Origin of the sequence: Streptomyces sp. NPDC060049 (genome assembly GCF_042736715.1) — a bacterium.
Lineage (GTDB): Bacteria > Actinomycetota > Actinomycetes > Streptomycetales > Streptomycetaceae > Streptomyces.
Map to the genome: position 1 here is coordinate 290431 of NZ_JBHWVV010000006.1, position 13422 is coordinate 303852.

At 71.7% G+C, this 13422-nt stretch carries 14 protein-coding genes and 1 pseudogene; 10 read left to right on the top strand and 5 right to left on the bottom strand.

Annotated features, from left to right (window positions below):
* Positions 1-5: 5 nt before the first annotated feature.
* Positions 6-722, bottom strand: coding sequence for an IclR family transcriptional regulator NdgR (gene ndgR / locus ACFWBY_RS13840; protein WP_112450208.1), 717 nt, complete (start codon positions 720-722; stop codon positions 6-8).
* A 184-nt stretch (positions 723-906) separates the two neighbouring features.
* Between ndgR and leuC the strand changes: the two genes are divergently transcribed.
* From leuC to ACFWBY_RS13860, 4 genes are all read left to right on the top strand, one after another.
* Positions 907-2331, top strand: a complete 1425-nt coding sequence (leuC, locus tag ACFWBY_RS13845) for a 3-isopropylmalate dehydratase large subunit (protein ID WP_385329437.1) — start codon at positions 907-909, stop codon at positions 2329-2331.
* A 5-nt stretch (positions 2332-2336) separates the two neighbouring features.
* Positions 2337-2930: a 3-isopropylmalate dehydratase small subunit gene (gene leuD, locus ACFWBY_RS13850; protein ID WP_385329435.1), complete on the top strand. Its 594-nt coding sequence runs from the start codon at positions 2337-2339 to the stop codon at positions 2928-2930.
* A gap of 137 nt (positions 2931-3067) precedes the next feature.
* On the top strand, positions 3068-3295 hold the full coding sequence (locus ACFWBY_RS13855) for a hypothetical protein (RefSeq protein ID WP_385329432.1): 228 nt from the start codon (positions 3068-3070) through the stop codon (positions 3293-3295).
* A 144-nt stretch (positions 3296-3439) separates the two neighbouring features.
* Entirely contained in the window at positions 3440-4129 is a 690-nt protein-coding gene (locus ACFWBY_RS13860; RefSeq protein WP_385329429.1) for an HU family DNA-binding protein, read from the top strand.
* A 349-nt stretch (positions 4130-4478) separates the two neighbouring features.
* On the opposite strand, the pseudogene cofC reads toward ACFWBY_RS13860, so the two are convergent.
* Positions 4479-5138, bottom strand: a pseudogene (cofC, locus tag ACFWBY_RS13865) (2-phospho-L-lactate guanylyltransferase); the annotation flags it as partial.
* A 181-nt stretch (positions 5139-5319) separates the two neighbouring features.
* On the opposite strand from cofC, the gene ACFWBY_RS13870 reads away from it, so the two are divergent.
* From ACFWBY_RS13870 to ACFWBY_RS13880, 3 genes are read left to right on the top strand one after another with little or no spacing between them, the layout of a single operon-like run.
* A complete protein-coding gene (locus tag ACFWBY_RS13870) occupies positions 5320-6072 on the top strand; it encodes a lysophospholipid acyltransferase family protein (RefSeq protein ID WP_385329426.1) in 753 nt (250 codons plus the stop codon).
* Entirely contained in the window at positions 6069-7079 is a 1011-nt protein-coding gene (locus ACFWBY_RS13875) for an NAD(P)H-dependent glycerol-3-phosphate dehydrogenase (RefSeq protein ID WP_385329424.1), read from the top strand. Before ACFWBY_RS13870 ends, ACFWBY_RS13875 begins: the two co-directional genes overlap by 4 nt.
* A 39-nt stretch (positions 7080-7118) precedes the next feature.
* Positions 7119-8276: a D-alanine--D-alanine ligase family protein gene (locus ACFWBY_RS13880; RefSeq protein WP_385329422.1), complete on the top strand. Its 1158-nt coding sequence runs from the start codon at positions 7119-7121 to the stop codon at positions 8274-8276.
* A 103-nt stretch (positions 8277-8379) separates the two neighbouring features.
* On the opposite strand, the gene ACFWBY_RS13885 is transcribed toward ACFWBY_RS13880, so the two are convergent.
* Both ACFWBY_RS13885 and ACFWBY_RS13890 read right to left on the bottom strand, forming a co-directional pair.
* The gene (locus tag ACFWBY_RS13885) at positions 8380-8874 is read right to left on the bottom strand and encodes a DUF3515 domain-containing protein (RefSeq protein WP_385329420.1); all 495 of its coding nucleotides are present in this window, start codon (positions 8872-8874) and stop codon (positions 8380-8382) included.
* Between the two features lie 23 nt (positions 8875-8897).
* A complete protein-coding gene (locus ACFWBY_RS13890; RefSeq protein WP_214947835.1) occupies positions 8898-9131 on the bottom strand; it encodes an Lrp/AsnC ligand binding domain-containing protein in 234 nt (77 codons plus the stop codon).
* A gap of 245 nt (positions 9132-9376) precedes the next feature.
* Here ACFWBY_RS13890 and ACFWBY_RS13895 point away from each other — a divergent pair, with 245 nt between their 5' ends.
* On the top strand, positions 9377-10360 hold the full coding sequence (locus ACFWBY_RS13895; protein ID WP_385329418.1) for a thiamine-phosphate kinase: 984 nt from the start codon (positions 9377-9379) through the stop codon (positions 10358-10360).
* Entirely contained in the window at positions 10357-11175 is an 819-nt protein-coding gene (gene thiD, locus ACFWBY_RS13900; protein ID WP_385329415.1) for a bifunctional hydroxymethylpyrimidine kinase/phosphomethylpyrimidine kinase, read from the top strand. Before ACFWBY_RS13895 ends, thiD begins: the two co-directional genes overlap by 4 nt.
* A gap of 143 nt (positions 11176-11318) precedes the next feature.
* Here the strand turns inward: thiD and rpmB are convergent, their stop codons facing one another.
* The gene (rpmB, locus tag ACFWBY_RS13905; RefSeq protein ID WP_073911113.1) at positions 11319-11504 is read right to left on the bottom strand and encodes a 50S ribosomal protein L28; all 186 of its coding nucleotides are present in this window, start codon (positions 11502-11504) and stop codon (positions 11319-11321) included.
* Between the two features lie 243 nt (positions 11505-11747).
* Here rpmB and ACFWBY_RS13910 point away from each other — a divergent pair, with 243 nt between their 5' ends.
* Positions 11748-13412 carry a DAK2 domain-containing protein gene (locus ACFWBY_RS13910; RefSeq protein ID WP_385329413.1) on the top strand — a complete coding sequence of 555 codons (1665 nt, stop codon included), beginning with the start codon at positions 11748-11750 and terminating at the stop codon, positions 13410-13412.
* The last annotated feature ends 10 nt before the right edge of the window (positions 13413-13422 follow it).

Below are 13422 nucleotides of genomic sequence, written 5' to 3' on the forward strand. Positions count from 1 at the left end.
GAAGGTCAGCTGGAGCGGCGCAGGGCCTCGGTCAGGCGGGCCGCCGCGTCGATGACGGCCTGGGCGTGCATGCGCCCCGGGTGCCGGGTCAGGCGCTCGATCGGCCCGGAGACCGATACGGAGGCCACCACCCGGTTCGAGGGGCCGCGCACCGGGGCCGAGACGGACGCCACACCGGGCTCCCGCTCACCGATCGACTGCGCCCAGCCGCGGCGCCGTACGCCCGAGAGCGCCGTCGCCGTGAAGCGCGCGCCCTGCAGGCCGCGGTGGAGCCGCTCGGGCTCCTCCCAGGCCATCAGGATCTGCGCGGCCGAGCCGGCCTTCATCGGGAGCGTGGAGCCCACCGGGACGGTGTCCCGCAGGCCCGACAGCCGCTCGGCGGCCGCCACGCAGATGCGCATGTCGCCCTGACGCCGGTAGAGCTGCGCGCTCTCTCCCGTCACGTCCCGGAGGTGGGTGAGCACCGGTCCGGCCGTGGCCAGCAGGCGGTCCTCGCCGGCCGCGGCGGCGAGTTCCGCCAGCCGCGGTCCGAGGATGAACCGGCCCTGCATGTCCCTCGCCACCATCCGGTGGTGTTCCAGTGCCACGGCAAGGCGATGTGCCGTGGGTCGTGCGAGCCCTGTCGCCGCGACCAGCCCGGCGAGGGTGGCCGGACCGGACTCCAGTGCGCTCAGTACCAGAGCTGCCTTGTCGAGAACGCCGACGCCGCTAGAGTTGTCCATGAAACGATATTCGCGTCTCACACTGTGAAACGCAAGTTCAATTTTTCCAAGAACGAGCGAGTCTGTATGTGCGGGTCCACGAACCACTGGGTCCGAGCCGTCGTCCGGGACGTGGGGTACGGGCGATCAGGCGCACAAGATCTCTATGAAGCGCCGGCACAACCGGCCGGCCGGAGGGAAAGCGATGGGTAGGACACTCGCGGAGAAGGTCTGGGACGACCATGTCGTCCGGCGCGCGGAGGGCGAGCCCGATCTCCTCTTCATCGATCTGCACCTGCTGCACGAGGTGACCAGCCCGCAGGCCTTCGAGGGTCTGCGCCAGGCCGGCCGCAAGGTCCGCCGTCTCGACCTCACCATCGCGACCGAGGACCACAACACCCCCACGATCGACATCGACAAGCCGATCGCGGACCCGGTCTCCCGGGCCCAGCTGGAGACGCTGCGGGCGAACTGCGCCGAATTCGGTGTGCGCCTGCACTCGCTGGGCGATGTGGAGCAGGGTGTCGTCCACGTCGTGGGCCCTCAGCTGGGCCTGACCCAGCCGGGCACCACCGTGGTCTGCGGCGACTCGCACACCTCCACGCACGGCGCCTTCGGCGCGCTGGCCTTCGGCATCGGCACCAGCCAGGTCGAGCACGTCCTGGCGACCCAGACGCTGCCCCTGGCGCGCCCCAAGACGATGGCGATCACCGTCACCGGCGCACTGGCCGACGGCGTCACCGCCAAGGACCTGATCCTGGCGATCATCGCCAAGATCGGCACCGGTGGCGGCCAGGGCTACATCCTGGAGTACCGCGGCGAAGCCATCGAGCAGCTGTCGATGGAAGCCCGCATGACCATCTGCAACATGTCGATCGAGGCCGGCGCCCGCGCCGGCATGATCGCCCCCGACCAGACCACCTTCGACTACCTCCAGGGCCGTGACCACGCCCCGACGGGCGAGGACTGGGACGCGGCGGTCGAGTACTGGAAGACCCTGCGCACCGACGAGGACGCGGTCTTCGACGCCGAGGTCGTCATCGACGGCACCACGCTCTCCCCGTTCGTCACCTGGGGCACCAACCCCGGCCAGGGCGCGCCGCTGTCGGCCAGCGTCCCCGACCCCGCTTCGTACGAGGACGCTTCGGAGCGCCACGCCGCCGAAAAGGCCCTGGAGTACATGGGGTTGACCGCCGGGCAGCCGCTGCGCGACATCAAGGTCGACACCGTCTTCGTAGGTTCCTGCACCAACGGCCGCATCGAGGACCTGCGCGCCGTCGCGGGCATCGTCGAGGGCCGCAAAGTCGCGGACGGCGTACGGATGCTGGTCGTCCCGGGCTCCGTCCGGGTCGCCCTGCAGGCCGTGGCGGAGGGCCTGGACAAGGTCTTCAAGGAGGCCGGCGCCGAATGGCGGCACGCGGGCTGTTCGATGTGCCTGGGCATGAACCCCGACCAACTGGCGCCCGGTGAGCGCTCCGCGTCCACCTCCAACCGCAACTTCGAGGGCCGGCAGGGCAAGGGCGGGCGCACCCACCTGGTCTCCCCGCAGGTGGCCGCCGCCACCGCGGTGCTGGGCCACCTGGCCTCGCCCGCCGACCTGTCCGACGCCACCGCGACCGCCGGAGTCTGAGAACGATGGAAGCCTTCACCACCCACACCGGCCGGGCCGTCCCGCTGCGCCGCAGCAACGTCGACACCGACCAGATCATCCCGGCCCACTGGCTGAAGAAGATCACCCGCGACGGGTTCGAGGACGGGCTCTTCGAGGCCTGGCGCAAGGACCCGGAGTTCGTCACGAACCGTCCTGAGCGCGCAGGCGCGACCGTCCTGGTCGCCGGCCCCGACTTCGGCACCGGATCCTCGCGCGAACACGCCGTCTGGGCCCTGCAGAACTTCGGCTTCAAGACGGTCATCTCCTCCCGCTTCGCCGACATCTTCCGAGGCAACTCGCTGAAGAACGGTCTGCTGACGGTCGTCCTGCCGCAGGAGACCGTCGAGCGGCTGTGGAAACTGACCGAGGCCGACCCCACCGCCGAGATCACGGTCGACCTGGTCGACCGCCAGGTCCGAGCCGAAGGCGTCGTCGCGGAGTTCGAACTCGACGACAACGCCCGCTGGCGGCTGCTGGAGGGGCTGGACGACATCTCGCTCACCCTTCAGAACGAAGCGGACATCTCCACTTACGAAAGCGGCCGGCCCACCTTCAAGCCGCGCACGATTCAGGCGTGATTCCGGCCTGATCAGCGCTTATTCGCCCTAGGGTGATGACATCGCCAACACTGTGCCCCCTGCCTTCCGGCAGGGGGCACAGCTGTGTGTTGAGGCCCCGTGAGGCGACAACTCGCCCCAGATGGCACAATCTGTGCATGGAACGCGACAGTCAACTTGAGCTCTACGAACTCGTCGCGGACCGATTGAAAGAAGCACACACAAGGGTGCGCGAACTGCAAGTCCCGGAGGGCGTAAGGATGGCGCTGTCCCGGAAGCTGTTGGTCGTCACGGCTGCGGCGAAGCATGATCTCGCCGATGCGGCAAGGCGCCTGGACAGGTTGATGAAGGACCTCAACGAGGGTCGATTCCCTGAAGGCGACTGATGCGAAGGAACTCCGCAGCGGCCTAGAGCGTTGCGGCACTAGGGTGATAAGCCCGTTTCGTGTTTGATTTGCGGTATATATCCGCCTAACGTGCGAAATAAGCTTGAACACATTCGTTCTGGCGAAGTCTCCGAAGGGGAAGACGTGAACAAGGCGCAGCTCGTAGAAGCGATTGCCGACAAGCTGGGCGGCCGTCAGCAGGCCGCGGACGCTGTCGACGCGGTACTGGACGCCATCGTCCGCGCGACCGTCGCGGGCGACCGGGTCTCGGTCACGGGCTTCGGCTCGTTCGAGAAGGTCGACCGCCCGGCCCGCTACGCGCGCAACCCGCAGACGGGTGAGCGCGTCCGGGTCAAGAAGACCTCGGTTCCCCGCTTCCGTGCGGGCCAGGGTTTCAAGGACCTGGTCGCCGGCACCAAGAAGCTCCCCAAGGGTGGCGAGGTGTCGGTGAAGAAGGCGCCCAAGGGCAGCCTCACGGGTGGCTCTTCCGCCGCCTCCGCCACGGTGAAGAAGGCGGCGGCGAAGAAGGCCACCACCGCCAAGAAGGCTGCGGCCGCCGCCAAGACCACGGTCGCGAAGAAGACCACGGCCAAGAAGGTCACGGCCACCGCCAAGAAGTCGGCCTCGAAGGCCACAGTGGCGAAGAAGGCCGCGCCCGCGGCCCAGAAGACCACCGCGAAGAAGGCCACGCCGACGGCGAAGAAGGCCACCCCCACCGCGAAGAAGACCGCGCCGGCGGCCAAGAAGACCACCGCCGCGACGAAGGCGCCCGCCAAGAAGACGGCGACGCGCAAGGCCACCGCGAAGAAGACCACCGCCCGCAAGACCAAGTAGGGCAGGAGATCACGCGCCGGGCCGGTTTCCCCGTCGGGGGAAGCCGGCCCGCGGTGCGTTCGTGCAGCCCGCCGCCCTGAGGTCCGCTGCCCCGAAGTCCGCTGCCGTGTGGTCCCGGCGGCGGAGGCCGCCCGCGGGAACGTCAGAACGTCTGCAGAGTGACCAGGGTGATCCGCAGGCCCGCGCCCTCGCCGTCCGTCTCGATCCGGACCCGCTGCCCCGGGCGCAGCAGCCGCAGGCCGCCCGCGTCGAACGCCGGGGCCTCGAAGGGCACCGGGGTGCCGTCGTCCAGCAGCACACTGCCGCTGCGGGTCTGGGAGTCGTACGTGTACGCGGTCGCCTGCATACGGGCACTGTATCGGGCCGTATGGCGCCCCACCCCGAGGACGAGGGCCGTCCGCAGATCCGCCGCGGTGTCCACGTCCCGGCGCACGCTGTCGACGCCCTCCAAGGCGATTTCCACCGCCCCCGAGGCCGAATGCCGGGCCCGCGAGGGCCCGCCGAACGAGGGCGCCAATTCCACGTCCGGAGCAGCGGAAAGCAAGGTCGTCCCGATTCCCGCCGCATCCGCCAGAAATGCCCGGGGAAATACCGATGCGGTTTCGAGCACGCGTAGCAATTCGGGCGGCCGCAGCGCCGGCAGATCGGCGTTCATCGCGGCCACCGCCGCCCCCGGCCTGCCGGTGCGTATCTCCCGTGCCCCGTGGGCCAGTGCCGCGTTGAGCCCGGCGGCCGGGGAATCCGGCACGATCCGCGCCCCCAGCCGCGCCAGTTCCGCCCCGGCCGCGGGGTCGTCCGTGACGACCACCACATCGGCGACCGCCGCGCAGGCCAGCGCCCCCGCGACGGTGTCCAGCGCGAACGCCAGGGCCAGCCCCGGCCGGGACCCGCCGAAGGCCTCCGCGAGACGGCTCTTGGCCACCGCCAGGGGCTTCAGCGGAACCACCAGACTCCAGACGGCGTTCGTGACGGACCCCTTCCCTCCGGTCGTGCTCGCGAGGCCGCGCAGACCATGCGCGGGTCATGACCTGGTCATGCGTGGGCCCATTGTCACCTCACGCCGGGCGACCCGGGGCCTGACCCGGGTGTGCGGGGCGTACGGTGTTCTCGACAGAGACCGGACCCGGGGCGACACTTGTCCGGCCCCGAGGCGCCCAAGCCGCGCACCGGTCCAAGAGGAAGGTGTCCGAGTGTCCCGCCGCAGAATCGGCTTCTGGTACCGCCTTGCGGCGGCCATCGCGAAACCGCCGCTGGTAGTGCTGTTCAAGCGGGACTGGCGGGGAATGGAACACATTCCGGCCGAGGGCGGATTCATCACCGCCGTCAATCACAACTCGTATCTGGACCCGCTGTCCTACGCGCACTTCCAGTACAACACCGGCCGGGTGCCCCGATTGCTCGGCAAGGCGGCCCTCTTCGACGTCCCCATTGTCGGCGCGATCCTGCGCGGCTCGGGCCAGATCCCCGTCTACCGGGAGTCCACCAACGCCCTGGACGCATTCCGGGCGGCCGTGGCCGCGATCGAGAAGGGTGAATGCGTCGCTTTCTACCCGGAAGGCACCCTCACCCGGGATCCCGACATGTGGCCGATGGCCGGCAAGACCGGCGCCGCACGCGTGGCCCTCCTGACCAAGGCCCCCGTCATTCCGGTGGCCCAGTGGGGCGCGAACCTCGCGATGCCGCCCTACGCCAAGGAGAACAAGCTCAGCCTGTTCCCGCGCAAGACCCTCCAGGTCCTCGCCGGGCCGCCCGTGGACCTCTCCGAGTACTACGACCGGGAACCCACCCCGGACGTGCTCAAGGAGGTCACCGAAGTCATCATGGCGGCCGTCACCGGGCTGCTGGAGGAACTGCGCGGGGACAAGGCGCCCCCGCAGCCGTACGACCATCGCCGGGCCAGGGCGCAGCAGCGGCGCAAAGCCGCGGGAGAGGGCAACAAGTGACACGTCCCGTGAAGGCAGCCGTATTCGGAACCGGCTCCTGGGGCACGGCCTTCGCCATGGTCCTCGCCGACGCCGGCTGCGAGGTGGTCCTGTGGGGCCGCCGGCGCGAGCTCGCCGACGCCGTCAACGGCAGCCGGACCAACCCCGACTACCTCCCCGGCGTCGAACTCCCCGCGAACATCCGCGCCACCACCGACCCGGCCGAGGCCGCGGCGGGCGCGGACTTCACGGTCCTCGCCGTCCCCTCGCAGACCTTGCGCGGCAACCTCGCCGACTGGGCGCCTCTCCTCGCCCCCGACACCGTGCTCGTCTCCCTGATGAAGGGGGTCGAACTCGGCACCGCCAAGCGGATGAGCGAGGTCATCGAGGAGGTGGCCAAGGTCCCCGCCGGCCGCGTCGCCGTCGTCACCGGCCCCAACCTGGCCCGTGAGATCGCCGCCCGGCAGCCCGCCGCCTCCGTGGTCGCCTGCGTGGACGAAGACGTCGCCCGGCGCCTCCAGGCCGCCTGCCACACCCCGTACTTCCGCCCGTACACGAGCACCGACGTCGTCGGCTGCGAGCTCGGCGGCGCCGTGAAGAACGTCATCGGCCTCGCCGTCGGCATCGCGGACGGGATGGGCCTCGGCGACAACACCAAGGGCTCGCTCATCACCCGGGGCTTGGCCGAAGCCACCCGCCTGGGCCTGGCGATGGGCGCCGATCCGCTCACCTTCTCCGGCCTCGCGGGCCTCGGCGACCTCGTCGCCACCTGCTCCTCGCCGCTCTCCCGCAACCACACCTTCGGCACCAACCTCGGTCGCGGCATGACCCTGGAGGAGACCATCGCGGTCACCAAGCAGACCGCCGAGGGCGTCAAGTCCTGCCAGTCCGTGGCCGATCTGGCCCGCCGCCACGGGGTCGACATGCCGATCACCGACACCGTCGTCGACATCGTCCACCACGGCAAGCCCACCCTGGTCGCCCTGAAGGAACTCATGGGGCGCAGCGCCAAACCGGAACGGCGCTGACTGCTTTCCGGACGTTCGAGCGGGTACCCTCGTGGCGATATGAGCAGCGAGAACCTCCCCCAGACCCCTGAGCAGCAGGGCCGCAAGCCCCGCGTGGCCGTCGTGTTCGGCGGCCGCAGCTCGGAACACGCCATCTCGGTCGTCACCGCGGGCGCCGTCCTGCGCTCGATCGACCGCTCCAAGTACGAGGTGCTGCCCATCGGCATCACCACGGACGGCCGGTGGGCGCTGACCGCGGACGAGCCCTCCCGGATGGCCATCGCCGACCGGCAGCTCCCCAACGTCGAGCAGCTCGCGGACTCCGAGTACGGCGCCGTGGTGCTCTCCGTCGACCCGGCCAGCCGCGAGGTCGTCTACACCGAGCCCGGCGCCGTCCCCAAGGCCCTGGGCGAGGTCGACGTCGTCTTCCCCGTCCTGCACGGCCCGTACGGCGAGGACGGCACGCTCCAGGGCCTCCTGGAGCTCTCCGGCGTCCCGTACGTCGGCTCGGGCGTCCTCGCCTCGGCCGTCGGCCAGGACAAGGACTACATGAAGCGGGTCTTCACGTCCTTCGGGCTGCGCGTCGGCCCGTACGTGACCATCCGGCCCCGCGAGTGGGAGAACGACCGCGAGGGCGCCCTCGCCCGCATCTCGGACTTCGCCGGCGAGCACGGCTGGCCGCTGTTCATCAAGCCCGCGCGGGCCGGCTCCTCGATCGGCATCACCAAGGTCGACGACGCCTCCGGGCTGGACGCGGCGATCCGCGAGGCCCGCCGCCACGACCCGAAGATCATCGTGGAGGCGCTGCTGCGCGGCCGCGAGATCGAGTGCGGCGTCCTGGAGTTCGAGGACGGGCCGCGCGCGAGCGTGCCCGCCGAGATCCCGCCGGTCTCCAGCCACGACTTCTACGACTTCGAGGCGAAGTACATCGACTCCGCCTCCGGGATCGTTCCCGCCCCGCTCACCGCGGAGCAGACCGCCGAGGTCCAGAGGCTCGCGGTCGAGGCCTTCGACGCCGCGTCCTGCGAGGGCCTGGTGCGCGCCGACTTCTTCCTCACCGAGGACGGCACCTTCGTCATCAACGAGATCAACACCATGCCGGGCTTCACCCCGATCTCCATGTACCCGCGCATGTGGCAGGAGTCGGGCATCGAGTACCCGGAGCTGGTGGACCGCCTGATCCAGGCGGCACTGCGCCGCTCCACCGGGCTGCGCTGAGCCCGGGCCGCGCGTCCCGACGTACGCACAGGACCGCCCGCCGACCCGCCCCGGAAGGGGTGGCCGGCGGGCGGTCCTTGTGAGCGGCGCGGGGTGGGCCCCCTCAGTACGAGGAGACGCCCCGCGGAACGGTCTTGGCGATCGCGGCGGACAGGCCCACCAGCATGCCCGCGTCCGTGGCATGCTCCTTGTCGACCCGGACCTCCGTGTACGCCAGCCGCATCCCGGTGGTGAACCGGAAGCCGCCGTCGTCCAGCTTCTCCAGGAGCCAGCCGACACCGTTCACGTCGACGCCGTCCTGCGCCTCGTCCGCCATCTTCCCGGGTCGGGCGATACCGCACCGCAGTACGATCGCCGAGCCGCCCCACGCGGCGGTCAGATCGGACGCCGGAACCGCCGGGGTCCGGTCCAGGCCGGACACCGTCGCGGGGAGCTCCTCGTGCAGCGCCGCACACAGGCCCGCGACCTCGGCGGGCGGAGCGGACGGCGGGGTCACACGGGCCTCGGAACCACCCGGAGAACAGCCCGCGAGGGCCGCCGGAGCGGCCAGCGCGGTCAGTGCGGCGAGCAGAGACAAGGGCCGGCGGTGTCGTGACATCACCGGCCAAGAGTAGACGGGGGCTACAGATGGACCACCGGGCAGGTCAAGGTGCGGGTGATCCCCTCCACCTGCTGGACCTTGGCCACGACCATGCGGCCGAGCTCGTCCACGGTGTCGGCCTGGGCGCGCACGATCACGTCGTACGGGCCCGTCACGTCCTCGGCCTGGATCACCCCCGCGATCTGCGCGATGGACTCGGCGACGAACGACGCCTTGCCCACCTCGGTCTGGATGAGGATGTACGCCTGTACCACGGAACCTCCAGGGCGGCCACGAGGATCATTTCCCCTACCCTTCGGGTGGGCCCGGGGATCACGGGTGGGCCCGGGGAAGAAGGGACGCCACGGTACCGCGTCGCCGAGCGCCGCGGGGAGACCCGCGGGTCCGGCACCACGCACAGCGGGGCGTACGAAGAGCAGAAGTTGACGTATCTGTTGACGGTACCCAGAGCTGTGACGGCTCGCGACCGCAAGCGGACTGGGCAAGAAGGGGCACAGCGATGAAGGGCACTGTGGGCGAGCTGGGGGAGTTCGGGCTCATTCGAGAGCTCACCTCACGGCTCACCACCACCCCGGCGGTCCGGCTCGGACCGGGCGACGACGCCGCGGTCGTGTCGGCTCCCGACCGGCGGGTCGTGGCGAGCACGGACATCCTGCTGGAGGGCCGGCACTTCCGCCGCGACTGGTCCACCGCCTACGACGTCGGCCGCAAGGCCGCCGCGCAGAACCTCGCCGACATCGCCGCCATGGGCGCGGTGCCGACCGCCCTGCTGCTCGGCCTCGTCGTCCCGGCCGAGCTGCCGGTCACCTGGCCCACCGAGCTGATGGACGGCATCCGCGACGAGTGCCAGGTCGCCGGCGCGGCCGTGGTCGGCGGGGACGTGGTCCGCGGCGACACCATCACCGTCGCCATCACCGCGCTCGGCGACCTGCGCAACCACGAGCCCGTGCTGCGCTCCGGCGCCCAGCCCGGCGACGTGGTGGCGGTCACCGGCTGGCTCGGCTGGTCCGCGGCCGGCTTCGCGGTGCTCTCGCGCGGCTTCCGCTCGCCGAGGGCCTTCGTGGAGGCCCACCGGCGCCCCGAGCCGCCCTACCACGCGGGCCCCGCGGCCGCCGGGCTCGGTGCCACGGCCATGACCGACGTCAGCGACGGCCTGATCGCCGACCTCGGGCACATCGCCGAGGCCAGCAAGGTACGGATCGACCTGCGTTCGGCGGCCGTCGACATCCCGACGCAGATGCACGACATCGGGCAGGCCGTCGGCGTGGACCCGCTCCAGTGGGTCCTCACCGGGGGAGAGGACCACGCCATCGTGGCCACCTTCCCGCCCGACGTGAAGCTCCCGGCCCGCTGGAAGGTCATCGGGGAGGTGCAGAACCGCTCCGCGCTGCCCCAGGTGACCGTGGACGGCGCCCCCTGGACCAGCACCGGCGGCTGGGACCACTTCGGCGGCGACCAGGCCGCCGAGGAGTCCCCGCGTTGACCGGGTCCCCCCCAGGGCGCCCGCACCCGCCGCTGTGCCTGACCGTCGCCGGATCGGACTCCGGCGGCGGCGCGGGCATCCAGGCCGACCTCAAGACGATGCTCGAACTCGGGGTCCACGGGATGAGCGTGGTGACCGCTGTGACCGCGCAGAACTCGCTGGGCGTCAAAGGCGTCTGGGAACTGCCCGCCGACGCCGTCAGGGGCCAGTACAGGGCCGTGGTGGACGACATCGGCGTCCAGGCCGTGAAGACGGGCATGCTGTCCAGCGCCGAGCTCGTGGAAACCGTCGCCGAGCTCCTGGCCGCGACCCGCGCCCCCGTCGTCGTCGACCCCGTCGGAGTCTCCAAGCACGGGGACGCGCTGCTCGCCGCCACGGCGCTGGACGCCGTACGCGCGCAACTGCTGCCCCGGGCCACCGTGGCGACCCCGAACCTCGACGAGGTGACCCAGCTCACCGGCGTCGTCGTGGAGAGCGAGGACGACATGCGCCGGGCCGCCGGCGCCGTCCTCGCCTACGGATCCGCGTGGGCGCTGATCAAGGGCGGCCACCTCGCCGCGCACGGGGGCGAGGCCGTCGACCTGCTGACGGACGGCACCGCCGAGCACTGGCTGCGCGCCCCCCGCCACGCCAACCGGCACACGCACGGCACGGGCTGCACGCTGGCCAGCGCGATCGCGGCGGGCCTGGCGAAGGGCCTGGAGGTCCCGGAGGCCGTCACGGCGGCCAAGGAGTACGTCACGGGCGCCATCGCGGCCGGTTTCGCGCTCGGCGCGGGCACCGGACCGGTCGACCACGCGTGGCGTCGGCGCTGAAACGCCTGTAGGGCCTGCTCCACCGCGTGAGTTCACGAGGTGAGGCAGGCCCCACAGGTTCGATCAGGCAAAGCAAGAGGCCGGCCCACCAGGTGGACCGGCCTTCTCAGCAACCGGAAAGGGCTGCGCTACGACGGGAGGCGTCAGCGCGAGACCTTGCCGGCCTTGATGCACGAGGTGCAGGCGTTGAGGCGCTTCGGCGTCCCATTGACCACGGCACGGACGCGCTGGATGTTCGGGTTCCAGCGACGCGAGGTGCGGCGGTGCGAGTGGGAAATGCTGTTGCCGAAGCTCGGCCCCTTGGCGCAAACGTCGCAGTTGGCAGCCACAGGTCACTCCAAAGACTTCAGATGCACTTACAGTGAATTCCGGCGCACCGGAATCAGGGAGTCTGAAGTGGTTTGCCGGAGGAATGGCCCGACTCTCATCGGGCAACCGGAGCAGCATACAACGCCTGCCTCGGTCCAAGAAAACTACCATGGCCGCCGCCGCCCCCGCCCCGGGGTCCCGACTCCCCGGCAGTCCTTCGTTACCCTGCGGTGAACCCTGGCCCGCACAAGGAGGAACGCCCGGTGGCGCACGAGCCGCAGCCGCATCCCGTCGACGAGCGCGACGCCCTCGACGCCGAAGCGGTGCGCACCTGGAGCTCGCTGGCCCTGGCCGCACTGGGCCGGGCCCGCGAGGACATCGACGCGATCAACGTCTATCCCGTCGCGGACGCGGACACCGGCACCAACCTCTACCTGACCGCCGAATCGGCCGACCGGGAACTCGGTGAGGCCCTCGACGGCGTGACGGACGGCACAGCGCGGGCCTCCCTGCCCCGGGCCGTACGCGCCTTCGCGCACGGCGCCCTCATAGGCGCCCGGGGCAACTCCGGGACGATCCTCGCGCAGCTGCTGCGCGGAGTGGCCGACGTACTCGGCGACGAGCCCGGCGGGCGGGGGCCCGCGCGGCTGCTCGCCCAGGCGCTGGACCGGGCCCGCGAGGAGGCGTACCAGGCCGTCGCGCACCCGGTGGAGGGCACGATGCTCACCGTCGCCACCGCCGCCGCGCAGGCCGCCGCGGTCGCCGAGGCCGCCGCCGGAACCGTCGCCGACGTGGCCCGGGCCGCCTACGACGGGGCCCGCGCGGCCCTGGAGCGGACGCCCGGGCAGCTGGCCGTACTGGGCCGGGCCGGGGTGGTGGACGCCGGCGGCTGCGGGCTGGTCGCGGTCCTCGGGGCCCTGTGGCAGGCGCTGTCCGGGCAGGAGCCCGCCCCCGAGCCGGTGCGCGGCCGGGCCGTGCCCGTACCGCAGCCGTCCGAACCCTGCGTGCAGGAGGGCGGCGGCCCCGGGTACGAGGTGGTCTACCTGCTGGAGGCGTCCGGGACGGCGGTCGGGGAGCTGCGCACGCGGCTCGACGGACTCGGCGACTCCCTGGTGGTGGTCGGCGGCGACGGACTGTGGAACGTCCACGTGCACGTCGACGACCCCGGCGCGGCCGTCGAGGCCGGAGTGGCCGCCGGGCGGCCGTACCGGATCCGCATCACGCACTTCGGCGACGAGCGGCGCCGGGCCCGTGGCGAGCGCGTCCAGCGGGCCGTCGTCGCCGTGGTCCAGGGCGAGGGGCTCGCCCGGTTGTGCGAGGAGGCGGGCGCCACCACGGTGCTCGCCCGGCCCGGCGGACCGCCGCCGTCCGTCGCCCAACTCGCCGACGCCGTCCGCCGGGCGCACGCCCGCGAGGTGGTGCTGCTGGCGAACGACGTCGAACTGCGGGCGGTGGCGGCGGCCGCCGCCGAACAGGCCCGCGCCGACGGCGTGCGCGTCGCCGTGATCCCCACGCGGTCCGAGGTCCAGGGCCTGGCCGCGCTCGCCGTGCACGACCAGGACGGCACCTTCGACGAGGACGTGGTCGCCATGACCGCGGCCGCCGGCGCCACCCGCTACGGCGAACTCGCCGTCGCCGAACGGCAGTCCTTCACCTCGGCCGGCATCTGCCAGGCCGGCGACGTGCTCGGGCTCATCGACGGCGACGTCGTCGTCATCGGCGAGGGCCTGGCGCAGACCGCCGAGGCCGTCCTGGCCCGGATGCTCGGATCCGGCGGCGAACTCGTCACGCTGGTCCTGGGACCCGACGTGCCGGACGCGCTGGCCGAGCGGCTGGAGGCGTACGTCCAGCACGGGCACCTGGCCGTCGACACCGTGACCTACCGGGGCGGGCGCTGGTCGGCGCCGCTGCTCATCGGGGTGGAATAGCCGGGTTGTC

Excerpts from the sequence above, each read along its gene's own strand:
- ndgR (WP_112450208.1), bottom strand. The coding sequence starts at position 722 with ATGGACAACTCTAGCGGCGTCGGCGTTCTCGACAAGGCAGCTCTGGTA.
- leuC (WP_385329437.1), top strand. The coding sequence starts at position 907 with ATGGGTAGGACACTCGCGGAGAAGGTCTGGGACGACCATGTCGTCCGG.
- leuD (WP_385329435.1), top strand. The coding sequence starts at position 2,337 with ATGGAAGCCTTCACCACCCACACCGGCCGGGCCGTCCCGCTGCGCCGC.
- ACFWBY_RS13855 (WP_385329432.1), top strand. The coding sequence starts at position 3,068 with ATGGAACGCGACAGTCAACTTGAGCTCTACGAACTCGTCGCGGACCGA.
- ACFWBY_RS13880 (WP_385329422.1), top strand. The coding sequence starts at position 7,119 with ATGAGCAGCGAGAACCTCCCCCAGACCCCTGAGCAGCAGGGCCGCAAG.
- ACFWBY_RS13885 (WP_385329420.1), bottom strand. The coding sequence starts at position 8,874 with ATGTCACGACACCGCCGGCCCTTGTCTCTGCTCGCCGCACTGACCGCG.
- ACFWBY_RS13895 (WP_385329418.1), top strand. The coding sequence starts at position 9,377 with ATGAAGGGCACTGTGGGCGAGCTGGGGGAGTTCGGGCTCATTCGAGAG.